The 24,739-nt window shown below is 38.4% G+C and carries 24 protein-coding genes; 4 read left to right on the forward strand and 20 right to left on the reverse strand.

The window, feature by feature from the left end; genetic code table 11:
- Positions 1-8: 8 nt before the first annotated feature.
- Together I8748_RS16235 and I8748_RS16240 are read right to left on the reverse strand one after the other, a co-directional pair.
- Complete coding sequence (locus tag I8748_RS16235; protein ID WP_198125612.1) at positions 9-2,477, reverse strand: hypothetical protein; 2,469 nt, start codon at positions 2,475-2,477, stop codon at positions 9-11.
- Between the two features lie 759 nt (positions 2,478-3,236).
- A complete protein-coding gene (locus I8748_RS16240; protein WP_198125613.1) occupies positions 3,237-4,685 on the reverse strand; it encodes a site-specific integrase in 1,449 nt (482 codons plus the stop codon).
- Positions 4,686-5,014: 329 nt separating this feature from the next.
- Here I8748_RS16240 and I8748_RS16245 point away from each other — a divergent pair, with 329 nt between their 5' ends.
- Complete coding sequence (locus I8748_RS16245; RefSeq protein WP_198125614.1) at positions 5,015-5,302, forward strand: HigA family addiction module antitoxin; 288 nt, start codon at positions 5,015-5,017, stop codon at positions 5,300-5,302.
- A gap of 244 nt (positions 5,303-5,546) precedes the next feature.
- Here I8748_RS16245 and I8748_RS16250 read toward each other — a convergent pair whose 3' ends face one another.
- Together I8748_RS16250 and I8748_RS16255 are read right to left on the reverse strand one after the other, a co-directional pair.
- A complete protein-coding gene (locus I8748_RS16250; RefSeq protein WP_198125615.1) occupies positions 5,547-6,056 on the reverse strand; it encodes a hypothetical protein in 510 nt (169 codons plus the stop codon).
- Between the two features lie 54 nt (positions 6,057-6,110).
- Positions 6,111-7,067, reverse strand: a complete 957-nt coding sequence (locus I8748_RS16255) for a reverse transcriptase domain-containing protein (protein WP_198125616.1) — start codon at positions 7,065-7,067, stop codon at positions 6,111-6,113.
- Between the two features lie 422 nt (positions 7,068-7,489).
- Here I8748_RS16255 and I8748_RS16260 point away from each other — a divergent pair, with 422 nt between their 5' ends.
- Entirely contained in the window at positions 7,490-7,690 is a 201-nt protein-coding gene (locus tag I8748_RS16260; protein ID WP_198125617.1) for a hypothetical protein, read from the forward strand.
- Positions 7,691-8,241: 551 nt separating this feature from the next.
- On the opposite strand, the gene I8748_RS16265 is transcribed toward I8748_RS16260, so the two are convergent.
- The 4 genes from I8748_RS16265 to I8748_RS16280 form a co-directional block, all read right to left on the reverse strand.
- Positions 8,242-9,147: a YsnF/AvaK domain-containing protein gene (locus tag I8748_RS16265; RefSeq protein WP_198125618.1), complete on the reverse strand. Its 906-nt coding sequence runs from the start codon at positions 9,145-9,147 to the stop codon at positions 8,242-8,244.
- Between the two features lie 126 nt (positions 9,148-9,273).
- On the reverse strand, positions 9,274-10,185 hold the full coding sequence (locus I8748_RS16270) for a DUF2382 domain-containing protein (RefSeq protein ID WP_198125714.1): 912 nt from the start codon (positions 10,183-10,185) through the stop codon (positions 9,274-9,276).
- 287 nt (positions 10,186-10,472) lie between these two features.
- Positions 10,473-11,303 carry a DUF2382 domain-containing protein gene (locus tag I8748_RS16275; RefSeq protein WP_198125619.1) on the reverse strand — a complete coding sequence of 277 codons (831 nt, stop codon included), beginning with the start codon at positions 11,301-11,303 and terminating at the stop codon, positions 10,473-10,475.
- A gap of 321 nt (positions 11,304-11,624) precedes the next feature.
- Complete coding sequence (locus I8748_RS16280) at positions 11,625-14,099, reverse strand: heavy metal translocating P-type ATPase (RefSeq protein WP_198125620.1); 2,475 nt, start codon at positions 14,097-14,099, stop codon at positions 11,625-11,627.
- 134 nt (positions 14,100-14,233) lie between these two features.
- Here I8748_RS16280 and I8748_RS16285 point away from each other — a divergent pair, with 134 nt between their 5' ends.
- Complete coding sequence (locus I8748_RS16285) at positions 14,234-14,650, forward strand: ArsR/SmtB family transcription factor (protein WP_198125621.1); 417 nt, start codon at positions 14,234-14,236, stop codon at positions 14,648-14,650.
- A gap of 507 nt (positions 14,651-15,157) precedes the next feature.
- Here I8748_RS16285 and I8748_RS16290 read toward each other — a convergent pair.
- The 11 genes from I8748_RS16290 to I8748_RS16340 form a co-directional block, all read right to left on the reverse strand.
- The gene (locus I8748_RS16290) at positions 15,158-15,586 is read right to left on the reverse strand and encodes a hypothetical protein (RefSeq protein ID WP_198125622.1); all 429 of its coding nucleotides are present in this window, start codon (positions 15,584-15,586) and stop codon (positions 15,158-15,160) included.
- Positions 15,587-16,066 (reverse strand): hypothetical protein, encoded by a 480-nt coding sequence (locus I8748_RS16295; protein WP_198125623.1) that lies wholly within the window; start codon positions 16,064-16,066, stop codon positions 15,587-15,589.
- Positions 16,063-16,314, reverse strand: coding sequence for a hypothetical protein (locus I8748_RS16300; protein ID WP_198125624.1), 252 nt, complete (start codon positions 16,312-16,314; stop codon positions 16,063-16,065). Before I8748_RS16300 ends, I8748_RS16295 begins: the two co-directional genes overlap by 4 nt.
- Positions 16,315-16,317: 3 nt before the next feature.
- Positions 16,318-16,914, reverse strand: a complete 597-nt coding sequence (locus I8748_RS16305) for a hypothetical protein (protein WP_198125625.1) — start codon at positions 16,912-16,914, stop codon at positions 16,318-16,320.
- A gap of 102 nt (positions 16,915-17,016) precedes the next feature.
- On the reverse strand, positions 17,017-17,844 hold the full coding sequence (locus I8748_RS16310) for a hypothetical protein (protein WP_198125626.1): 828 nt from the start codon (positions 17,842-17,844) through the stop codon (positions 17,017-17,019).
- Between the two features lie 2 nt (positions 17,845-17,846).
- Complete coding sequence (locus I8748_RS16315; protein ID WP_198125627.1) at positions 17,847-20,261, reverse strand: hypothetical protein; 2,415 nt, start codon at positions 20,259-20,261, stop codon at positions 17,847-17,849.
- Complete coding sequence (locus I8748_RS16320) at positions 20,261-20,518, reverse strand: hypothetical protein (RefSeq protein ID WP_198125628.1); 258 nt, start codon at positions 20,516-20,518, stop codon at positions 20,261-20,263. The genes I8748_RS16315 and I8748_RS16320 overlap by 1 nt, the downstream gene beginning before the upstream one ends.
- On the reverse strand, positions 20,518-21,150 hold the full coding sequence (locus tag I8748_RS16325; RefSeq protein ID WP_198125629.1) for a hypothetical protein: 633 nt from the start codon (positions 21,148-21,150) through the stop codon (positions 20,518-20,520). Before I8748_RS16325 ends, I8748_RS16320 begins: the two co-directional genes overlap by 1 nt.
- A gap of 1 nt (position 21,151) precedes the next feature.
- Positions 21,152-21,670 (reverse strand): hypothetical protein, encoded by a 519-nt coding sequence (locus tag I8748_RS16330; protein ID WP_198125630.1) that lies wholly within the window; start codon positions 21,668-21,670, stop codon positions 21,152-21,154.
- Positions 21,670-22,440: a hypothetical protein gene (locus I8748_RS16335; protein ID WP_198125631.1), complete on the reverse strand. Its 771-nt coding sequence runs from the start codon at positions 22,438-22,440 to the stop codon at positions 21,670-21,672. Before I8748_RS16335 ends, I8748_RS16330 begins: the two co-directional genes overlap by 1 nt.
- A gap of 2 nt (positions 22,441-22,442) precedes the next feature.
- Positions 22,443-22,775 carry a hypothetical protein gene (locus I8748_RS16340; protein WP_198125632.1) on the reverse strand — a complete coding sequence of 111 codons (333 nt, stop codon included), beginning with the start codon at positions 22,773-22,775 and terminating at the stop codon, positions 22,443-22,445.
- Between the two features lie 220 nt (positions 22,776-22,995).
- Between I8748_RS16340 and I8748_RS16345 the strand changes: the two genes are divergently transcribed.
- The gene (locus I8748_RS16345; protein ID WP_198125633.1) at positions 22,996-23,502 is read left to right on the forward strand and encodes a site-specific integrase; all 507 of its coding nucleotides are present in this window, start codon (positions 22,996-22,998) and stop codon (positions 23,500-23,502) included.
- A gap of 665 nt (positions 23,503-24,167) precedes the next feature.
- Here I8748_RS16345 and I8748_RS16350 read toward each other — a convergent pair.
- A partial coding sequence (locus I8748_RS16350) for a hypothetical protein (RefSeq protein WP_198125634.1) occupies positions 24,168-24,739 on the reverse strand: 572 nt, incomplete at its 5' end.

Raw genomic sequence — 24,739 nt, forward strand, 5'->3', positions numbered from 1 at the left:
TCTGTTATTTATATTTGTTCAGTGTTGTTAGTTTCATCATTACTTGCTGCTAAAGAACGATTTATTTCTAACTTTTGCATACTTTCACTAAGTTCTTCATCATTAATACAAGCTTCAGGAAGAGGATAGTTAGAATAAAGTTTGACGAATGCTGGTTCTGCATTTACTCTGGCACGTCCTACCGCTTGTTTTAATTCTGATTCGATAAAGTGAAACTGTATGTTTCTCAAATAATCGTTATCATAAGCATTAAACCAAAATCTAAAACCATTATGCTCTACACATTGTTGTCTTATTGCTTCAAAAGCATTACTTTCTACTGGCATACCTAAAGCAACTGCATATAAAATAATTGTTTTCGGATTAGCGTGTGGTGTTCCTACTACAGCTATATCTTGTCCTTTTAAATTATTAAATCCTGTAGTTTTACCAAAGTGCATATCCTCTACAGCATTATCAAATAAGTGTTTATATTGATTGAATGTAATTACAGGTAAACTTCCTACTTCACTTGTAACATTATGTATATGTTTGTCAAAATAAGACCTACTTAATGAGTATTTTGTGTTTTGTTGAATTACACCAGTCATGTCAATATTAGTAACTTGATGAAACTTTAACCTATCACCTAAAATAAAACGGTAAATTGTCTCATTTGCAGTAGCCGAAAGAATAATAATTTTTTTATCTATTGGTAATGGATTTTTTATTATATAGTGAATGGTTGACTTATCATTAGCATCGACCAAAAAATAATCACTATTGAAGAAATAAAGAATTTTACTTTCATATTTAACATTACCATTTAATACTTCATTCTCAATAGCTGTAAAATCTTTAAATTGACTTAAGTTAAATTTTTTAGGAACGATATCGTCATTTTGTCTAATATCATCAATTAATTTACTGATAATTTTTTTGTCATTCTCATTTTTTAAATTAGCTTCTAGATTAAGTAAATCACTAATTTTCACTGTATCAATAGGTAAAAGAGAAGTAAGAATATCTTCATCAAAAATAATAGTGTCATGTTTCCATTCAATAAATAAAGCTTTTTGATGTGTAGTTATTACAGTATTTGTGGAAGCATAGCAAACACTACAAGCATCGAGATAATCTTTTACTTGTTGATCTACTTTAGATTGGTCATCTAGAAACCTATTAGCTTCTCCTATAGCTCCAATTGAATAATAATAATTCAATTTTTCTATAATATCTTTTGGTAAACCATCAAAACTAGGAGTTACTTGGTATTCAGTTTTGATTCGATTAGCAACTTCATCTTTAAGACTATGGTTCGGTAGTCCTATTACTACGTTTTCAAAATTAGTGCTTGATTCAGTTTTACCCGCTCCTGTAGGTACTTTTACAATATGAACATCAGTATCATTTGATTTCATAATATTTTCTAATATAGATTGTAATTCTTGTCTAGCTTGTTCTATAGATATAGTGTGATACTTTTGTTTTCTTACTAATTGTTTCTTCTTTGCAGCTTCTAATAAATTACGATATTCCCAATCTTCTTCATAAGGACTAAAAGTTTCTAAGTTCTTGGGGTAGTAATTGACTGTTTTGCAGTATGTCATTATGTTGAACTTTTCTTGTTGGGCATACTGCGAATTAGCTTGAATACATTTTTTGTACAATTCTTGACCACCTTCTATGTATCTAAGGTTTGTTGCTAACCCTAGCAGAATAGGATGTTTTAACTTAATGTTTGGATTCATGAAATCGTCAAGAATTTGCATTTCTTTTCTCAATTGCTCAAAATCAACTCCTCTGATAGATTGTATTTGTGAAGCATTTTCCACAGTGCCTATATTAATATTATAGAGAGTGCGTTTTTTGCTTCCATTTTGATTTATTTTTAAAAGCTCATCAATTTTTTTTATATTTCTTTTCATATTTTTACTGCTGCTATTTCTAACAGCATAAAATTCACCAGATTCTAATAAAATATCTATGTCAAGATAATAATCATAATTTTTGTAAATTATATCAATACCACCAAAGTACATTCTATTAGCATCTGTGCAAGACTTATCTGATTCTGGAAACAAGTACATTAATGCTAATTGAATATTGCTCCTATAATCTATATCTGTAACTGTTTGATTTAGTTGCCATATAACCCTAAATTTCGGCAGTTCTGAAGTGCTACTAAATGTATTGTAAGCAAAACAGCAATCTAAACCATACTCTTCTAACCTCAACTTCACTTTCTCAAAAGTAATACCACCGTCAAAATCTAAAGCAAATACAGATTGGCTTTTCCAATTATCTGCTGTTCTTGCACCTTCAATATATCCTGGTATCCAGGTTTGCCCATTAGGTTGCGTAACGTAATAGCTTAATTCTTCCATCGCTAGTTCTACAGCATTATTAATTATTTGCTTACTGATAGTTCCAATCTCTTTCTTTTCTGGTTTCTTGGCATATCTAGCTTTATCCAATAACAATTTGTGTTTCAACATAACTGATAACTCCAATAATTGAATAAACAATATTAACGCTTTTTGTTGAAAAGCGCGGTTTAGTAACTATGAGGAATAGTTAAGACAAATAAAGTCTTAGTTAACCATTAATCAAAATGTCTTGCCTTTAGAGCCATGAATATAAAGTAACAAAAAAGATAGGATTGTGTATGGTAAAAATATATTTTTGTGGTACGGTTTACCGAACAAAATAATTATTATTTTTTAGATATTGCTGAATTAAATTATTACCTAATTGGCATTTTATTAAGTTATATATGATAGTTTTACTATGATAACGATAACAATAGTCATAGAAAACTGTTATTGCAATAAGTAATAATATTATGTGCCACATAAATCATGTTTATAATACTCAATAGTTGAATTGTGAAGTTATAGTTAGTAGTAATAGTAAATTCAAGTTGCACAAACTAACATAACAACAATATTAATACAACGCTTATTGCAGTTATCGTTCTTCTCGTAATGAGATTTATGTGACTTATCTTTACTTTAGTTATCGCAATAAGCTAGTCATTGTTACTCTCGTTATTGCAATAAGTCAGTTATCGTTAATTTAGTTATTACGATAAATGAGTTATTGTTACTCCAGTTATTGCAATAAGGCTAATCACTATACATAAAGTAAGAAAAAAGGGATAGTTATTGTTGTTTCTATCCCTTGTTACTGTATGTATTGTTAGTGCTGATAGTGTAAGTATGATAAATGCTGTTATAACTTTAGACTTATCTGTATTAATCTACTAGCATAATGTTATTTATCTCAACTTCAGAAACATTGTAGATAGCAGCTAGTAGTTTAATGGACTTATCATCAGTACATTTCAATTTATGAGCGATCGCAACTGCTGACTGTAATGGAATAGCTTGATTAGTGGACTGTGTTAGTAAATCGAGTGTGGTCTTAGTTGTTTGACGTTTCTTGTACACTGTGTCATTCATTGTAGGACTATGACCTAATGACATTGCTCGTTTTTCTAACGGTATTCCTGCCATCATCCCGTTAAGGTTAGCTAGGTGACGTAAAGCATGAGTTTGAGTAAACTTAGAGTTTTTAGTCCATCTGGTCAATACTTTGTAAGCTCTTTGACTGATGTATGCCCTAATAGAGTTTGGATTCTGTGAATTTAAATAAAACACTGGTAACTTACCTGATTTAATCTCTAACTTCTCAATCAAATCAGGATAGGTAGGCGGAATTAGCGGAACTGCTAAACGATAACCAGTTTTAGTAGTAGTGCCTAGTATTGTCTCACTCCCTACAACTGCTACCATATCTTTGTTGTTAGGGTTTTTTAATGCTGGTATTATTACACCGTCTTTTGTTCTAAAAGGTTTGTCAATGTTCTGAATAGCAAACACCTCACTAACTCTCAACCCATATACTACTTGCATTGAAAACACGAATAACCATGACTTCCGTGTATCAATATTACTTCTTGCATCATTCTCAGGAATATCTAAAATTTCTTCTCTTAATTCAAAAAAGTCTTCTAATGAGATACTTTGTAGATTTTCTTTAAACTTAGTTTGTGTTATGTCTAGTTTGCCTAACTCATCCCGTAGCTTATTATTGTCTGTTACTTCACAAAGCTTCTTCATTGCAGAGACACAATCTTTAAAGCGTTTGCTACCCTTAACTTTGCTATTAATAACACCCATCATATCGGTAATATTAACACTGTTATTTAGCGGTAGCTCTTTGTAGAAACAGTAGTAGACTTCATACCAGCATGATTGATGGCTAGGGTTATTTCTATCTCGTGGTTGACGCTTTTTGGTGTAACTGTTCCAGTAATTATCTTCTACTAGCTTGATAGCTTCACCGAATGTAATCAGGTCATTCTTGACTACGTTCTTTTCTAATATGTGTTCATCGTACCAAGATAAAAACTCTGTTTCAGTACTAAACTTTCCTAATGCTTCACTAACTTGTTTACCTTTCCTGAGTGCGTTAGCTATACCATCCATCGTAAAAGCGCAATTACACGCTTTAGCTACACGCTTATCACCGAGTTTGAATTGTAGGAGAATATAAGTACCACTAGCTTTACTGTCTTTTTTGAGTCCTATCCCTTTAGGTGTTTGGTTTTGTGCTTCTTTAAAAAAATCTAGTAAACGTTCATAACCTATGAGATGATTGGCTACATTGCTTGATGTGACTTGCTTTTGATTTTCTCTCATCTTTCTCTCAACTTCGTTAGTGAAGTGAGAGAAAACTGACCAAATGCTAGTTATATCGTTCTTAACCAGATTCCGGTTCTGTGGGTCGGGGGTTCAAATCCCTCCGCGCTCGTTGTATAGAGTGAGTAATTATTTGTCCGCGTTGACGAATTGAGTGTATAGCAACATCCTGCCATATATAAAAGTATGGCACAACTATTTTTTTATAGGGTAAATAACCCTCTCCTAAGAAACCGTATTTGCTTCAAGCTTCACAATGAGTTCAAAACCTCACAATAATCGATATCGAAGATTACCACTAACTTTTGGTACTCAGGGAAGACAGCAATATGAGCCAGAAGCTAACACCAGTACGAGTACCAACACCGGGAAAAATTTTAAGTAGAGAATTAGAAGCGCGTGGCTGGACACAGAAAGATTTAGCAGAAATTATGAGCCGTCCAGTTCAAACCATCAACGAAATTATTCGAGGAAGTAAGCAAATTACACCAGAAACAGCTATCGAACTCTCCCAAGCCTTGGGAACTTCTCCTGAGTTCTGGACAAACCTTGAAGCGAAGTATCGGCTGCATCTAGCAAGAAAAGAAAAAAAGGAGCAAGATATAACTCGTAATTGAAGAATTTGCTTATACTCATCGTCGGTATCCAGGTATTATTCTCGGTCGTTTGCAGCATGACAAATTAGTTGACCATAAAAACTTGAAAGCCTTACTGGTGAAAGTTAGTCCTCTATTGGAAAATTGGATTGATAACTAGGTTGACCTAGTTACTTTAACATAATCATGTTTGAAATTAAGCCAAGCAACCTATTAGAAAACAAAACTGAAGCCCTAGTTAACTATTAACAAAACTGGCTAAACATCAAAGAGCAAATAAATTCTTGAATATTCTCTCAATAATATTACAAATAAAATTCCAACATAGAGGTTGCCTCACCTCTGTATCCTGTACTGGGTTACTGTCATTTATTAAACCTGAAGAATAATTACATTTTCCACATGAACAGCTTTTTCGTTTACGAAGTCTGTAATACTCCTGCTCAAGAGTAATTAATCCTGCCTTTTTAAAGTCCGATTTTTTCAGACGAAGTTTGTATTTTCTATAAAAGTGTTGGCTGACTTCTTTACGAATCCATTTATCCAATTCACGTATTTGCTGTATGTCGGTAATTACCATAAAAAATCCCATCCAACTTTTTACTCTTTCTCCAAGCACCCCACCGCATACATTACATATTTGCTCACCGCGCCCAGTGACTTTTCTATTAATTACATATTTGATAAAAAACCTAAATCTACGCTTAGGAATTCTCCCAGTTTTATAAGCAGACTCTTCATTAATTTTTTCTATAATCTTTTGCTGAAACCTCAAAATATTTGCAGGTTTAACTTTGATATGCTCAAGAGTAAATTGAAAACCAACAAATTATAGAAAATCTTGAGCTATATCAACATACTTGGTTTTACTTTCATCCGTATGTAATTCCAACTTTATATCTTGTAGCTTTTGAGCTACTTCTTGATGTACTAAGGAAATAAACTCTTTGTGTTCTAAAAGTATTACAAAATCATCTGCATAGCGGACGTATCTCAAAGGATATTTTTTCGATAAATCATTGATAACCCAACAATCAAATTCATGTAAATATAGATTTGCAAGCATTCCTGAAAGTACGCCACCTTGAGGAATACCCTGAGTTCTAATAATTCTTTGATTATTTAGAATAGGCTTGCGACGATGAAAAAAACGGTATCCGTAGATTTTACCACGTTGATTTTTGTGTGGAAGCCCGCCAGCTTTGATAAACCGTTTCAATAATTTACTAGCTAGAGTATCTTGACCAAACTTCCTCTCGATAATCCTAAACAGATATTCGTGAGACAACCTATCAAAAAATTTGACTATATCAGCATCTAAAGCAAATATAAAACCTTGTTTAATATAATGATGAATCAAAGTTGCTGCATAGGGTGCAGACTTTCCTTTTCTATACGCACAAGAAACTTTATCTAGTCTAGGTGTAGCTTGAAAATCTTTTTCTCTCTCTCTATAAATAGCATCATACAAGACTTTTTGAACGATAACATCACGTATCGTAGCAATTGATAAAATTCGCTTTCCACCAGATGGCTTGTCTTGTTCTATTTCTCGAAAAGTATAAAACTGATATGTACCTTTCAATAATCTATTTGACAGAAGCTGACACCGTAAATCAAGCTCTTTCTTGAAGGTTTGGTAAGAAATACCATCTACCCCCATCTGAACTTTTGGCTCACCCTGCTGCAAGAAATCAGTTTTTTGTCGTTCATAAGCTTCAAAGGCAGCCTTTAGCTTCTCAGGCTGAAAATACTCAGTGAGTATATCGTCCAAGGATTTGGACATATTTATTTTTACTATTTAGTAACTATTGAATTATTTAAAAGTGCCTAATGCTAAGGCGGACAGGGAACGCTAGGCACTTTATCAACCTGTCTCCTCTACTATGGTGTAGAGTATAACCATTACCTATTATTTCTAATAGGTATAAAGAAACTCCTGTCAAGGTGGGCTTCTTATGTTTATTCCATTGCTATAAGTTAGCATAGCTTGGAACAGCCACCCACTTGGGATAAGATACCGTTAGGCGTCTCACGGCAGGTTCAAAGACCTAACCTGGCATTATTAGAAAGCGTATCACAAGTTATTAATCACTTGATTAGAACTGGATTTTTATATACAAACAAAATATAAATTAAGTATTATTACGCTAAAAGGGATAGAGTGGATTCATCATAATCATACTGGAATGCTTGTCAAAATAATTTATGGCCCAAAAAACTCCTGAGTATAGTCATGTAAAAATGCCTACCGTCCAACAACTCATCAGTATGGATTGGCAGTATATCGAAGGAGATTGGGACAATGCCAAAGTTACCGAACGCGAAAACTTCAAGCAAGTTCTACTGACAGAACACCTCAAAGCCGCCATTAAACGCATCAACTTAGACGACAACAGCAACCCTTAGCTAGATGATATCCAAGTTCAAACCGCAGTCAGTCAGTTAGAACGCTTGAGGTGCAAACAGATTAATAGAAGCCAACCAAGCTGCTACAGAATTGCTACTCAAAGCTACTATTATATTAGGGTCAGATGGCAAACAGTACACCGTGCATTTTATTGAATTTGATCCTGAATATTAAGAGCGCAGGGATTTTATCGCCATCAATCAATACCGAGTAGATCCGCCTTAGACAACATCTAATCGGGGGTTCATTCGGGGTAGCAGTCAACTAGAAGGTGCTAAAAATTATTCCATGTAGGGGCGTACAGCTAGCTGTACGCCCCTACACTTAAACAATGTGTCGTAATGATTAATGAAATTGGTATAACCAAGGATCTTAAAGTCCCTCTTTGCATCAAAGAAGGGTTAGGGAAAGGTTGATTAAACTCACGTCTTTTTCAGAAAATCGTTAAGCAGTTGAAGCAAGCAAAGGCGAAATTAAAAACTTTAAAGAATGAGTTTGTGAAGCGTTAAAATCAGGCAAATTATCGTGTATGCAAAACCCAATTTAGATTTTAAATTTGGGATTGTGAAAGATTTCGCGGTTTTTCACCTTGAGAACACCGATCAAACCACTCTTGGTATTTTTTCTGAGTTGACTCATCTGTAACCGTGATTGTTACTTTCACCTGCTGACATCCATGATGGCGTTCTAGAGCGATCGCGTTCAAAAGTAAACTGGCAATTTTAGGAGAGCTAAATTCACCACTCACTGTTAAACCACTATCAACAGTACTAACTTCAGAAATTTCTCCTTTAGTTAACTCAATACCAGAAATTTCTCCTGCTGTTAAATCAATTTCTGCAAGTTGTTTATGTTCTGGACTAACTTGTTCTACAATCAATTTTTCACGCCGGACAGGAACTTGTACCATCCGGGTTTCTATTTCTTTGCGAACAATTACTTCTCCAACTTTACGCTTACTACTGTCAATTACTAGCCGTTCTTCAAGTAAACGTATAATTTTTTCTTCGTCAGATAATTCTAAATCTGGTGATTCTAATTGGCTGTTTATAGTTTGACTATCAGCTGATTGATCTGAGATATTTTGGTAGCCTGGTATGTTTGTTCCTTGATATTCAGGCATATACTTTATTTCTGATTTATTTATGTCTAGGAAAATAGATTTGGTTTCATTGTTAACTGTTTTGATTCTTTGACTTCTCAAAATAATTAACTGATGTTTATCAAATGATTGCTGGCTTGATTCTACACTATCTTGATGTACCTGCTGGTCTATTACTAAGTTTAACTGAAGATTAGCATCTAAAAACAAATCCTTGACTTTACCTACTAGTTGACCTTGACTATCAATTACATTGAAATATTTCACTCGATTTTTTAAAATTACTAGTAAGTTGCGAACACTATTTTTTGGGTTCAGTGCTTCCAAGTTACTTGCTATTGGTTGGCTATTCATAAATCATATTAACTATCAAACATAATCTTGTAGACTGATAACTAATGACTGTTATCAGTTATCAGTCATCGGTCATCAGTCTTGATATCGATTTAGTAATTAGCTAATAACTAATTACTAATTTTATTAGCGTTCCTCAACAGGAAGACCGGGAGCATTGATATCTAATTCTTCACGACGTACAGTTTCTTGAGCTTCAACTGTGTCATGATCCACAACTTTTTTAACTCTGACTTCTTCACGCACAACTGCTTCTTTGCGAATGTCAGGTGTTTCTTCGTATAGTTCTACGCGAACAACTTCACCTTCGCGGAAGTCAGCTTCACCAGGGGAAACAACTTGGCCTGCGCCTGCTGGGGTTTCACGTTCAATAACAACACGTTCTCTTTCGATGGGAACCGCAACTTTTGCGGTTTCAGTTTCTATGTGTTTACCAATTGTGACTTCTCCTGCTTTACGGCGTATTTTATTCGCAATTAGCCTTTCTTCGTACAATCGCAAGGTTTGATGATTTTGCTCATTTAGCCCGTATAAAGCAGGCTCATGTTCATATGTATATGTGTCACGATTGTAAGTTGGCGTAGCCGTCGTTCTGTAACTTGTATCTATTGGTGCGCCTGTTTCAAGAGAGGCGGTTGTATCTAGAGGTGTAGCAGCGTCTACAGCGCCAGTTTGATAGCTAGGATTGCGATATACTCCGCGCACACGTTCTTCATAATCGTAATCAAGTATATCGCGATCGCTGAATTCAGGTAAGTCTTCTGCTTGTTCTCTGGTTAGACCAACAGCGTAGACGCGATCGCTATTATAGTCAATACGAGAACGACCAACTGGTAATAATACTTTTTTACCAAAAATCCAAAAACCTAAGTCAACAACTAAATAGCGAAAATGCCCTTCTTCATCAACTAAGACATCACTAATTACGCCAATCTTTTCGTTAGTTGTTTCTGTATAGACACCAAGTCCTTTAACATCATTACCTTGAAAAGTATCTTGGTAATCCGGATCAAAATCTTCTAATCTGTAAAGACCCATATATTCTACCTCTGACAGTATCATGTTTTCTCATATTAATTAATGTACAATTTTATTCACTAATATGCCTCCTACTACCGACTGAATTAGCGAACTCAAGTTTTATCTAAAGTAAGAGAGTATAGATATTCTGCTGAAATTAAAAGTATGAAAAGCTGAAGGGTGAAGTAATCAATTATCTGTACAGACTTCACCCATTATGGATACAAATTTGATTTTTTGACATCTATACTTTTACCTTTTAATGGATGAAGCAATTTTATACTTCACACTTCACACTTCATACTTCAACCTTCAGTTCTAGTATCACTCACATGCAATTCGCCTGCTGTATTAATATCTAACTCTTCTCGACGAATTGTATCTTGGGCTTCTACTGTGTCTCGATCTACGACTTTCCTAACTCGGACTTCCTCGCGGACAAACGCTTCTTTATGAATATCAGGCGTTTCTTCGTATACTTCTATACGCGCCACTTGTCCATCTTGGAATTTAGCTTCGTTGGGATCTACAACTGTTCCTGCTGCTGTTGAAGGAACTCGTTCAATGACAACACGTTCTTTTTGAATAGGAACAGAAACATGTGCAGTTTCCGTTTCAACATGCTTGCTAACCGCTACTTCTCCAGTTTTAATTCGGTGCTTGCTGGCAATTAACCGTTCTTCATACAGCCTTAAAGTTTGATGATATTGCTCATTCAAATCGTATAAAGTTGGTTCTTTCTGGTAACTGTATGTTTCGCGATCATAAATTACATTACTGGTTGGAGAACGAAAGACACTGCGTACACTTTCTTCATATTGCTCATCAACAATTGTGTCTTCTCTGTACTCAACTAAATTTTCTACTTGCTGTTTACTAAGTCCATCAACATAGACACGTTTTGCTGGATAATTGATGCGCGAAAGTCCAATTGGTAGTAGTATTTTCTTATGAAGAGAATCTACGCTGGTGTCAATCACTAAATATCGGAAACGACCATTTTGATCAACTAAAGCATCTGCAACTGTGCCAACCCTGACTCCCCCTTCAGTGTACAATTCCAAACCTTTTACATCATCACCACCAAAAGTTTCTCGGTAGTTCGGGTCAAATTGTTCGAGTTTGTAAAGAGGCATATGTTTGAAGCTGGTGAAAATATCTACCTCTTAAGCTAAAGAATATTGTTTAGTATTTCCTCCTGCTGGCGACTGAATTAAAGATAGATTTGGGAATAGGGAATGGGGAATGGGGAATGGGGAACTCGGGGCCCCCTCTGGGGATAAGGGGCAATGGGGAATGGGGAATGGTAAAAAAGTTATTTCTAACTTCTCCCTCATCCCCCCTGCACCTCTGCTCCCCTGCATCCCTGCTCCCCTGCACCTCTGCATTCCTGCACCCCTGCACCTCTGCACCCCTGCTCCCCTGCTCCCCTGCACCCCTGCACCTCTCTCTGCCCTTCATCTCCCCCGCTCCCCCTTAGCTCGAAATAGTCTCATACCATTGGCTGTCACCAGTAGGGAAGTTCCTGTATCTGCTAGTACAGCAATTGCTAAGCCAACAAAACCTAAAGTACCTAGTAGTAAAAATAGCCCTTTCGTCACAAGGGAAAAGATGACATTTTGTTGAATTACTGAGACTGTACGACGGCTTAAATTTACTGCATAGGCAAGTCGTCTCAGGTCACTACCTACTAAAACTACATCTGCTGTCTCTAAAGCAATATCTATTCCACCAACGGCAAAACTGATATCTGCGGTAGCTAAGGCTGGCGCGTCGTTGATGCCATCACCCACCATCCCTACAATACCAGACCGCCGCAACTGCTGAATTGCTTGCAGCTTGTCTTCTGGTAAGAGTTCTGCTCGATAGTCTGTGATTTCTAGTTGTTGAGCAATCTGTTTGGCTACAGGTGTGCGATCGCCTGTTAACATGATTACATCTCGCATTCCCAGGCGTTTCAACAATCGTACAGCCTCCGCAGCTTCTAGCCGCAAGCCATCTGCTAAGGCGATGACTCCTAATAATTTGTGGCTATTACCTACCAATACTGTTGTTTGCCCTAAACTTTCAATTTCCGTCAACAAGGATTCAGCTGTTGATAAAGTTACACCAAAATCAGCAAACAACCGCCGATTTCCTACTAAATAAAGATTTCCGTCCACTTGTGCAGCAACGCCTTTACCAGGATAGGCTGTAAAATTCTCAATAGTTTTTAACTCTAATGCTTGTGCTTTTGCTGTAGCAACAATCGCTTTAGCTAAAGGATGTTCTGATTGTTGTTCTAAAGAGGCGGCAATCGATAACACAAAATTGCTATTTACTCCGTCCAAATCATAAATTTTTTGTACTACAGGTTCTCCTTGGGTTAAAGTTCCCGTTTTATCAAAAGCCAAACTAGTTAAGTGTCCAGCTTTCTCCAATGCATAACCACCTTTGAATAAAACTCCGTGCCAGGTTGCCGCACCAATGGCGCTAACAATAGAAACTGGGGTAGAAATTACTAAGGCACAGGGACAGGCAATCACTAGCAAAACTAATGCCCGATACAGCCAAACGTTAATAGGTTGAGCAAATAGCAAAGGTGGAATTAAGGCAATAGCGATCGCACTTACAATTACTATAGGTGTATAAATTTCTGCAAATTTATCTACCCACTGCTGGGTAGGTGCGCGGCTTGATTGCGCCTCTTCTACAAGATGAATAATTTTAGCAACAGTTGTATCCCTAGCGGTGTGAGTAACTTTGACTTCTAAAAAACCTGTTTGATTCAAAGTACCAGCAAAAACAATGTCCCCAGGTGCTTTATCTTCTGGAATCGATTCTCCGGTAATCGGCGACTGGTCAATGGCACTCATTCCAGAAACCACTACGCCATCTAGCGCCACACGCTGTCCTGGTCGAATCGTCAAAATTTCCCCTACTCTAACACTGTCAACAGCAACTGTAACTTCTTGATGATTGCGCTTGACAGTCGCAGTGGATGGAGTCAAATCCATCAAGTTACGAATGGCATTACGAGTACGACCAAATGTGAAGACTTGCAGCGTTGTACCCAAGGAGAACAAAAAAACCACCAGTGCTGCTTCAAACCAATCTCCTAAAATTACTGCCCCAATCACGGAAATGGTCATCAGCAGATTCATATCTGCACGGCGCAAACGCAATTCAAATAAACCTGCGCGTGCAATGGGATAGCCAGCAACTACTATGCCAATACCATAAAAAGCCCTGGCAATCCAAATGGGTAATGCTAAATACTGAGCGAGTAAGCCTAAAACTAACCCTATGCCCGCCAGAATCACGCTTTGTCCTCGACGGTTAGTAATCCAGAAATTCCAATTTGTAACAATAGTATTTTGAGTTTGTAATAACTTCTCTTCAACTTCCCCGTTATCCTGCTCCCCTGCTCCCCTGCTCCCCTGCTCCCCTGCATGGTCATGGTCATGATCATGATCACAAGAGTGACCGTGATGTGAAATACTGCCCTCAAGACTCTGCTCAACTGTATAGCCTAAAGCTTGAATTCGTTGATAAATTGTTGTTTCACTCACTTGTTGCGGATCGTAGGATATTTGCGATCGCCCTGTGGTAAAGCTAACTGCTGCCTCACTCACACCTGTAATCTGTTGTAACCCTACCTCGATTGTTTTGGCACAACTGCCACAGTCCATCCCACTAATTTGTACCTGTAGCGTTTTTGCAGGAGCGACATCAACGGTATAGCCCAAAACAATGATGCGGTTTTTGATTTCTGCTTCACTCAACAGATGTGAGTCGTAGGAAACCCTTACTCGACCTGTGGCAAAACTCACTGAAGCTGACATCACACCACTTAACTGCTGCAAGCTGGCTTCAATTGTCTTGGCACAGCTGCCACAATCCATACCACCGACCTGCAACGTTTGAGTTTTAAGGGAATTGCTCTGATTCATGGCAACTCTACTAAAAAGGCTAAAAATTTAACTGCCACTATTCTAATACAACAATTGAACAACTGTTCAATTGTTCAAAAAACTATAATAATAGGTAGTATTGAGATTAATAACCATTACCCATACGCAACGAGATGAATAAGCACAAGTTAGACAACAGCAATAATACTGAGACGCTAAACTGTGAAAGGTATCTAGTGAATTTAGAGAATGTGCGTAGTTCGCGATCGCAAATTTTACCCACTGCAAAAGCACAGCAGATGGCAGAAATCTTGAGTTTACTAGCAGATACAAATCGCCTACGCCTGATATCAGCCTTGGCTGCTCAGGAGTTATGTGTTTGCGATCTAGCAGCCTTAACAAAAATGAGTGAATCAGCTGTTTGCCATCAACTACGCTTATTGAAAGCCATGCGTTTAGTCAGCTATCGGCGAGAGGGTCGCAAAGTCTATTACAGCTTGGCTGACAGTCACATTACCAACCTGTACTACTTTTTAGTAGAACATTTGAACGAATCAGATGATGAAGTTTTGACTGAAAGTTTGGTGTGACAAATGTTTTAATCTACAGTTCAGACATTTTGAGAGTCACACTATATTTGGGATTAAGAATACTGATTGCTAGGCTGTCTCAGCAATTTACAACAATACCAGCTATTCCAATTGAGTGTCAGCCGATGACGGCAGTAAGAGCAAATAAAATTGCAAAAGTGGTCTTGACCTGATGGTCGAGACCACTTCTGATACACCCCTTGCACAATCAAAAATATACCAGTGTTAAGACACATATGAATGCCAAATTGCCGAAACCCTGTGTCGAAAGCATTGCAGCGTTTTGGGATGCATTACAGCACGTTATTTCAGGCAGGGAGATGGGGAGATGAGGGGATGGGGGGATGAGGCGAATGACAAATGACCACTGACAACTGACAACTAACCACTGACAACTAACAATTAACCAGAATCCCCAGAGGTGTAACTCTTGTAGTGTGGTGTTACTGGAAGCGATCGCGCACACCTGGTCTTGTCACTACTAATTATTCCCAGACTAAGCCTTGACTAATCCTCCGGGTTTTCTTCATAGTCACGGATTTTAAAATCAGTGTCTCGCTGTAAAAAACGCTGGATATCTCGCGTATAGAAAAGAAGTTTCTTAAACTTGTGATCAACTTTCTCATTAATTTGTCCGAAAAGCATCTGAAGTAGATCCTTTCGGTTGACATAATCTTGGAGGTGCAAGTCAAGCCTTTTATCTAATTCTCGGACTTTTTCGGCATTACTAGCATGGGTTTTTAGCTCTTCTTCAATCCGTTTAATTGAAGAAGAAATTTGGCTCATTTTAGTAACAAGATTAGTTGCCCCAGTAATTAGCACTGAGGCGCTAACAAGTATTCCTAAAAAAATGCCTGCGCTTTCAAGAGTTATAATAATTCCTGGGCTGCTAGCAGGCGTGTTACTAACAGCTATGACTGTTTTTGTATTGTTCATTTAAAGAGCATCAATTTTAGATTCAATCCGTGTCAAAGCTGGCATAACGTCAGCGCTTAAGGCTTGTTCAGTTGAATCATAGTCAACACCCACATATTGCCATAGCGTGACATTGACATTTTTAAACCACTCAGGAACATCGAAAGAAATTGCATAATTAGCAGTCAGCTTAGGCAGAATAATCAATTGAATTCTGTTAAGCCAAAGCTTACGGCGTGTCAAGTTATCAGCTTCAGGTGTTCCTCCCACGGTCAAGCCAAGTTCAAACTTTTGATTAAGAAAACCTGCAAAATTCCATTTTCTACCCTCTGGAATATTAGTAGTAATGTACGTTGCTAATACATGAGTTTCTAATAGTAACGGTGCTGTAATCTCAGGAATAGGAACGTAAGCGGTAGAGTTAAGGGTAACAGCTGCAACCGAAGTGTTAAAAATCTGCTGCCAATTGTCAGCGTTACCCAGTTGTAAAGTGCGAGTCATCGCATTAGTAATTGCATGTGTGCCTCAACCTCATCAACAAACCCCAGTGGGTCAATGCCGTAATGGTCGAGTAGTTCAAAGTAGGTGTAGTCGTCCATTTGGCCAGTTAGCCACTGACCAGCCGCACAGTTGATCACAAGCATCCCAGCAACAGTAGAGTTATCAGCTTGCCCATCAACGGATACGGTTAATAAATCGCTAATGTCCGGCGGAGTCCAAAGCAAATTATTATCAGAGGCAATAGACATACTTTATGCACCTTCTGGCACAAAGCGATAACGGCTAGCTGCTGCGTTTTCACTGCCTGTAAACAGTGCAACAAACGCGGCTTTTTCTCTAATCGCCTCGCAAACACTATCGTAAGTATCGGCCGAAAGTTTCTTGCCAAAGTTAGCCGTTACAGAGTCGTTTTCGTGTCTGAAATATTTGCGGCCTGTAATTCTAGAGGACTCTTTGGTCGTTGCAGTTGTTACCCGCTGAATTACAGTAAGTTTAGCGCACTTAAATTTCTTCACCCCTTCTAAAATGTTAGGAGTAGTTAGCGCTTGTACTTCAGAAGTACTGAAGGTGTACTCGTCAACAATACCTTTTAATGTTTGTGCCAATGCCGCTCCTCTACCTGCTTGAGTAGCACTGATTAATCTTGTGGGGATGTAGACAAGATTCGCGCCGCTGGCATCAAATGGAATAATATACCCTGGCACCCTTGCTGTTTTAACCGTGTTGGCTGAGTTGTTAATAGCTGCAAAAGCTGCTTGTCTAGCTTCTGTATCTTTGTTTAGCCACGCCATGTACTTTGCGTGGTCAGCAGCTAGGCGCACCCCACGACTAATATCTTTATAAGCCATCTGATTTACTGATTTGTTTTGTTACTTCTCTAACCGTAACAGCAGTTTTTGCAAATTCGTTTCACCGGAGGGGTTAAACCCTTCCGGCAAATTTTCAAGGGGTTAAGTTTCTAGAATTGGGTTTTTTCTACTGCCTGTGCGGTCGTAGAGACATTGCCAATTCTTTAACCCTGGTATTTTGTACATACCTTCCTTAAATCTCACTTCACAAATCGGTCGTTCACGCGAATCTTTTACTGGCTTCCCCAAAATTGTTTTAGTGTGGGGAATTGTCGGATATCTTTCTATTGGTTCTGCATTCTCCTCAATATTTAAATACTTCCAATCTGGGGTATGGTTTTGGATATCTAACACTTTTTCTACCAAGTTTTTAGCGTCAGTTATATTTCTACAGAGCATCTGTAATTGATATCCTTTTTCCCAGTCTGAGTAGCTATACATTATCTTTCCTTTCTTCCAAATGTAGCCGCTACCAGTACCAAATAAATTTTTAACTCTAGTTGCATAAGTTGTTAAATCTGACTTAGTAATTGTTTCGGAAGTCTCAGTCATTAATCTAAAGGTGATAGTGCCGTCTAATCGGCTGTAACCAGTATCTACATCTGCAATATCTTCTAAAAAATAAAGCTTAATCTGTGGTTTGTAACGTCTTAGCCGTGTTGGCATATATTTTTCAACATCATTATTACCAAGTTCCGCCTCAAAATTTCCCATTGAGAAATAGAAACACAAGAGTCTTGCAACGGTTAAAGTTATTGGGTCTTTATCTTTATGTAGGCTGACCATTTTGGCAACGTGACGAGAATTAGCTGTCGATAATTCTTCATCCAAGACGCTATCTAAGTCTTTGAAATGTTCGCGAACAGCTTTATTAACGTAGCGCAGACAAAATTGCTGGATTAGCTCAACATCATTGGGAGGGTTAGTCATAGTCAATCATCACTTTTTTGAACATCTGCTGAATTAATAGGCTGATTGACTTGAGAAGCTAGTTTTTCTCCTGTAATTAGCGCTGTTATTGCTTTTTCTCCATCGTCTTTGCTCTTGAAGAATTCATCTCTTTGATTTTTTAATTCATTGAAATTATCCCCAATACTGACAATCTCACCAGTCACAGAAGAGAAAGCACTCACTACATCTTCAATCGGTTGGGCATTTTGTAAAACCGCATCCCATTTAGCTTGTGCTGCTGTTCTAGCTGTTATGATTTCGGTCATATCAGGAAAAGCATCTTCAAATAATGCCCCTCCCCTTTTAAGAGCATTACCAATCTTGCCAGTATAACTAACAGTTAATTCTCCAATTGACCGCACACTATCAAACATGCCTTGAATATTCCAAAGGGCATTAGTAACAGATTGATAAGTTCTATTAGCTGCGTTCCATGTTGTGTTGATGTTGTTATAAGTTGTCTCACCAAAGATTGTTTTAAAGAAGTTGCTAGTCCACTCACTGATTAATCCACCAAATCCTGTTTCTTCACCCTTCTCATTCTTCCATTTAAATCCGGCTGCTTGACTTAAATTATCAATGCCACTGAATAAGGTTTGAAGAATATTGTTAGAGAGCATTCCCGCATTATGAAAAGTGGTGATCAAGGTGAGGATGTTGATAATCCTGTCAACTTGTTTTGTCTGCCATAAACGGGCAAAGGTTCCGCTTATACCACCTGGTAATAAATCACCCAATTTGGTGTTAATTGTTTCAAGTAATGTTAGTTGAGTGGCGTTTGCTCCTGTGTTGATTGCGTCTAATATATTGTTAGAGTTGTTATTTGTGTTGTTATTAATATTATTAGACTGGTCGTTCAAAGCTTTATTCATACAGCCCCCTGGCTGAGTGCTGCGACACACACCTGTAGTGGTTGCTTTTTCAATATCTCCAGGCGTGGGGATATTTTTAATAATATTATCGGCTGCTTTACCTACAACTATTGGTATTCCAGCAATAGTAGGGATGATTTTATCTAACTTCGAGTCTATTACTCCTAACCTTTTATTTCCTTCCTCATTCACTTTCTCTACTTCCTTAATTTTTGTAGTTAAAAAATCTACTCTTGGGTCAAAGTTCTTAGATGCCAATGCTTCAAATGCGACTTTTTTAGCGTCTCTCGCTTCTGCCGCGACTCCACTAATAGCCCCTGATAAATTACCAACAGCAGATGACACGGTTGAGATATTTTTATTTTGATTTTCATCGCCAGCAGCAGCAATTTTTTTAACTTGTTGCCCTATATCGCTACTGCTGAAATCTGCATATCGAACAGTAGCAGGAGTAACCACGGCGGGAGTGACCGTAACGCCTCCCGTATCTGCCACGGTTACAGTAGCAGGAGTAACCACGGCGGGAGTAACTGTAACTCCCCACTTCTCGTTGATTTTTGCTACGGGATTAACAATTTTTTCAACAATAGTTTTCAGGGTCAGTTGATTAGCTGCAAAAGTCTTCTCAATTATGGTAGGAAGATTCTCAACAATTTTGGTGTTTTTGATAGGCTGCTTTTGTAGCGCGGTGATATCACCACTAAGTTTTTTGTTATCTGCTTGAGCTTGTTGTAATCCGCGTTGAATATTCGCAATTGTAGTATTTATTTGTTGTTGAAATCCTTGCCCTATTGCTACTAAGGATTGGTTAACTTTAGTTTGAATACTTGCTATTTGTTGTTCAAGTTTTGTTCTACCTGCGCGTGTTTCATAAAGTGCATTATTGCCTAATTTTCTAGCTTCTTCTATTTTTCCTTCTAAAATCTTCCTGCCTTGTCGAGTCTCGTAAAGTGCTTCGTTTGCTTTTTCTCTGATTGGTACAAGTTGTTTCTCTATTCCATTCGCTCTCAACTCATTAGTTTTAATTGCTTCATTAATTCTGGGCAATTCTTTTTCTATTGATTTAGCTTTTAGCGCTGCATTAACAGCAAGTGTTTGAGTTTTACTTAATTCAGCATTAAGTTTTTCTGAACTTTCAATATTAAAGCTGTTAATTTTATCTTGCAAAATCGCAATTATCGCCGTGATAGCAGCTACACCCCCAACTGCTAACAATGCGGCTAAACTTCCTCCAGACTTAGCCGCTTTCTCTGCATTATCCCTGCCAGGAACTTTCTTAAAAAGATTATCTAATGTTTTTTTTGCATCTTCTACCTTTTTTTTAACTGGATTAAACTGCTTTTCTAGGTCTTTAGTACTTTGAGTTGCAGTCTTAACACCTTTCTTTATTTGGTCTATTTCAGCATATTTAGATTTAAGTTGTTTCGCGGCCTTAAAACCATCAGCGTAATATTTTAACTCTCTAGACAATTCGGTTAATTCTCTAAGCGCTGCTTGTCCTGACACAGTAGTAGGTGGAACCATTAACCCCCCTTAAAAAAGCTGCCGATTGTTTTTACTGTTTGTTGGATGTCTTTAAAAAGTTGCTCAATACTGTTGCAATAACTTTCTAATCTTTGTACTCTTGCTTCAAGTGTATTGTCTTTGTTACTAAGGTTTTTATTGTTGTTCTGGCAGCATTGCTCTTGCTTCTTTTTTAAATCTGCAATCGCTTTGTTCTGTGCATCTATCTTGTTTTCAAGACGTTTTATGGCTGCATCAACATCTGTACATTGAGACATTATTTACCTACTTTTGATGCTAAGTTGTTGATTTTATTGGCAGTTTCAGCACATGAATTACAGCAGTAATAAGGATATACTTTTGATTCACATTCATGCTGACTATCGGGGCATTTACCGCATTGAACACTATAATTAACAGGAGAATTGCCCTGGTCTTGAAATAAGATTATTCCGTTGTATTTAATTTCAATACTGCATCTTTTGTTTTTACTAGATGGGCAAATAATCGAGGTGTTAACCAAGGGAACACCGCCAGCAACACTGGTAACAAGACAGTCACAATAAGCGTAAGCCGGATGCGCTCCACAATCTGCTACCTTTGCAAATCCCGTACCATTGCATCCTACGATTGCTACTTGATGCGGGGAGCCGTTGAATCCCTGCCACCGATCACCAGGGATAAAAAAATATTTATGATCACGAACAGTCGCCCAATTCCTGCTTGAATTTCCAGGGAAAGGGTCAATTGCGTATCCATCTTCACGGTAATCATCGGAAGAATTGATAGGGGTTTCTCTGGTAATCACCTCTATAGGTGCATATTTACTTCTAAAGGTTCTATCTTTTGTATCACCCTGAAATTTGTATTTAATAATTGGGCTATCACCTTGATTGCAATACGTAGTCATGTTAAAAATCTAACGGTGAAATTGTGTAAACTGGTTGAATTTCATAACTATCAACAACAGTTAATTGTTTTTTAAAACTTAGTTGAATCGTAAAATAAAGTTTGTCGCCGTCTTTATCTCCATATCCGAGCCATTGACTATTAATTTTGGAATCATCACCTAAACCAATCTTTTTTCCCCATTGAATGAGGAGAGAAACAAATAACGCTTCTAGGCTGAGATTTAATCCTATTGGCAATCCTAATGCTGATTTGGAAAAATAAACGCTGGATGAATCTTGAGAGAATCCGTTATTGAAATAAGCTGTGTTTGATGACAAAACGTTATTAATTTGAGCATAAAGTAATTTACTAACTGTTTTGCATAAACCCGCTTTGATTGTGGAAGCTTGCAAGTTAATAGCAAGGCTTTTGCTATTAACTATAAGTAAGGCGCTATTCCCTGGTTGAGACGCAAGAGAATTGCCTCTCGCACCGAAAATAGAACCGCCAAAAATCACTTTACCTGGGTAATCAGTCATTAACTAGAAACCTTCAGTACTAATCCACCGTTGCCGACACCAACAACTAAATAAATGTCGTTTGTCCCCACTGGGGTAAACGTGTCACCTCTGCTTCTACTATTTGTTGGTGCTGCTGCTATATCGCTACTAGTTTGCGTCCAGCAACCCTGATTAGAATTAGTATAAATTCTCAGCCCTGCATCAACTGTTGATGCATTAAAAGCCGTTGCAGGAGAAGCTAGGTTCCCATCTCCTAACGGTTTAGGAGTGTAAGCTGTATTAGAAAATGGATTATTTGAAGTACTTACCCAAGCGGTAAAACTGCTAGCTATAAAAGCATGATTCCAGCTTTCCAGACTCCACACATCAGTTTTATTAGTTGGGTTAAAAACTCCAAGCAACATGCTTACTGAACCCTGAACCATTAACACGGCTCTGTATTCTGGAAAGGCGTTTAAAGCATGAAATGTTATTGGTTGCGAACTGACAAAAATAGTTGAGAATTGTTCACCGCTTCCGTTAGTTCCAACATTTGTCCCAGTGTTTAAAGTACTAAACAATTGATGACTTACAGCAAGCCCTGTCGTTACAGCAATTCGATAAACGGTATTGTTATTAACTCCACTGCCAGATGAGAAGTTATAAGAAAGGTAATTTGTACCACTAACTGAATATCCCGTTGAGGAAGTAAAGCCAGCGTTAACCATTGCTGTGTTGATCGCAGTGGTTAGCTGGCTTTGTGTCCAGTTAGCAGCAAGCGTGGTAATCGTGCGCGTTGCTACTGTCATGTTTAAAAGTCTGTCGGAGTAAAGGTAATGCTGGGAGCAGGCTTTCTTAAAGTCACTTTATAGTCAAAGGTTGCGTATCGATTTGGCGATGTTCCTGTTAAGGAAATATCGTCACTAGTCGGCGCATCAATCACAATTTGCCTATCACTATCCGCAGTCTGAGCCGCTTCTGTAAAAATTGTCGAGAATTTTATTACCAAAGCTAATAGAAATTCTTCCAATGTCATGGCATTTCTAGGCGTATATCCGCTAAATGCCAGGATTGATTTAGATATTGTGATATCTGTTGCTGTTTCAGTGAAACCACTTGTACTTGCTACGTAAAGTTCTGCCATTGAGGTGAATTATTAATAGTTTCCAAATTCATTGATAATTCACCTGGCGGATTGTGTAAATGTTCCAGTTTTATGTAAAAGCAGAACAAACACTGAGGGCATGTAACGATTGCCCAGACTAGGATTAGCTCATATTCAGTTAATAGCTGAAAAATAAAATGTTCCGATTTTACCTGATAGAAAAGTTAAACCGGAACAATTAACGAGAAGAATAAGTTGAATGAAAATTGATAGAGAAGGTCAAGCGGCTGTTCTCTCGGATGCGGATTACTCAAAAATCCGCAAGCAGATTAAAAGCCGCAAATATAAATTACTTTGGGATTTAGCTTGGTACACCGGCGAGCGGTGGGGGGCACTTGTGCAGCTGCGTGTGGTTGACGTGTACAACGAAGATGGTACACCTTCTGACTGTATTAACTTCCGTGCCAGGACAAGAAAAGCTAAACCCAAAAAATCAATTAACAACAGCGATAAACCCAAGCAGGTGCGGAAGAATCGGCAAGTACCAGTGCATCCAATCCTCAAGGAATTGCTAGCAGCTTACAACAGCGAGTCTGACTCGGTTTGGCTATTCCCCAATCGAACCGGGGAGAAATCTATTGGCCTACGCTGGGCCGATAAAATTCTGCGGTCGGCAGTCGAGAAAGCTGGTTTAGGAAGTAAGGGTATCAGCACTCACAGCACCCTCAGGGGGTTGGCGATTGGAGCAAGCAAGGCGGCGGGGTAATTCCACCACTGTATGAAGTCAGGGAGGCACCCAGTTTTTACCAGGTCAGCACCGAACCCACAGATCTGCGACATGTTAAAGGCGTGGAAGGAAACGGGTATGCGATTACACCATTCAAGGTGGTAACAAAAGATGGTGTTGAAAGATCAGACCTTTTAATTCATAAAGACGCAAACGTGCCCGGAAGTATGGGATGTATCGTACTCCCACCTACTGAGTTTCAGGATTTTGAGAAAATCTTTAGCTTAGAAGCTAAAGATTTCGACGAGGTAAGGCTGACGGTACTTTACACTTACTGATTGGGAATAATATTCCTGGTAAATTGCAAAAACAAAAAAGCGATCGCCCCAGCTGTGCGCGATCGCTATTTTCTCTCCACAACCACTATTGCAACTTCTTCTCAATCCTGCATTGAGGGAAATTTCTCATTAAAAAAAATCAGCACACATACTGATTAAGATAAAAGCTCAATTTATCAATACTTTCAGCTGATAAATCAGCGCCCGCGCAGCCGCGCCAGGAGCTTCACAGCTTCGGCCCCAGCGCTCTCATTGATTATTGAGAATGCTTGAGAATATGGGAGTAGGGAGTAGGGAGTAGGGAGTAGGGAGTAGGGAGCAGGGGAGCAGGGGAGATGGGGAGATGGGGGGGATGACAACTGACACCTAACTCCTAACTCCTGAGTGAATGATTTTCTTAATTTCACCTGGCGACTGACCATCTGCAATGGCCAATTCAACATCTGCTTTCTTACGCTGAGCGATGGGCGATCGCACATTGCCGCCGCCGATGTGACAGCGCCTAATCTTCCGGCCCTCCATCCAGCAGTACCGATAATATTTATATTTCTGTTCACGGCGCTTGACCCAGTACTCCTCTACCCAATGGGTGTGTTCGGGAGCAACTTGAGTAACTGGTTTTTGCTCCCGAACAAAATCAGTATCAAGAGTCTCATGTGTTACCTGCTCCCGAACACTTTTATACGGGTAGAGAGCGTCAGATGTATCAAATTGCTCCCGAACAAGCGGAGTATGTTCGGGAGCAGTTTCTAAATCTTCGTCAAAAACAACTTCATCCCAATACCACCTAATACCAGGTTGGGATTGTTCGGGAGCAGAATTGCGATCGCCATCGCCCCAAAGTTCGGGAGCAGAGGTGCGATCGCAATCGCCCCAAAGTTCGGGAGCAACAGCGCACTCGCACTCATCCTCCTCATCCTCACTCATTCCGTGGACTT

It is taken from the genome of Amazonocrinis nigriterrae CENA67, assembly GCF_016056305.1.
GTDB classification, from domain to species: domain Bacteria; phylum Cyanobacteriota; class Cyanobacteriia; order Cyanobacteriales; family Nostocaceae; genus Amazonocrinis; species Amazonocrinis nigriterrae.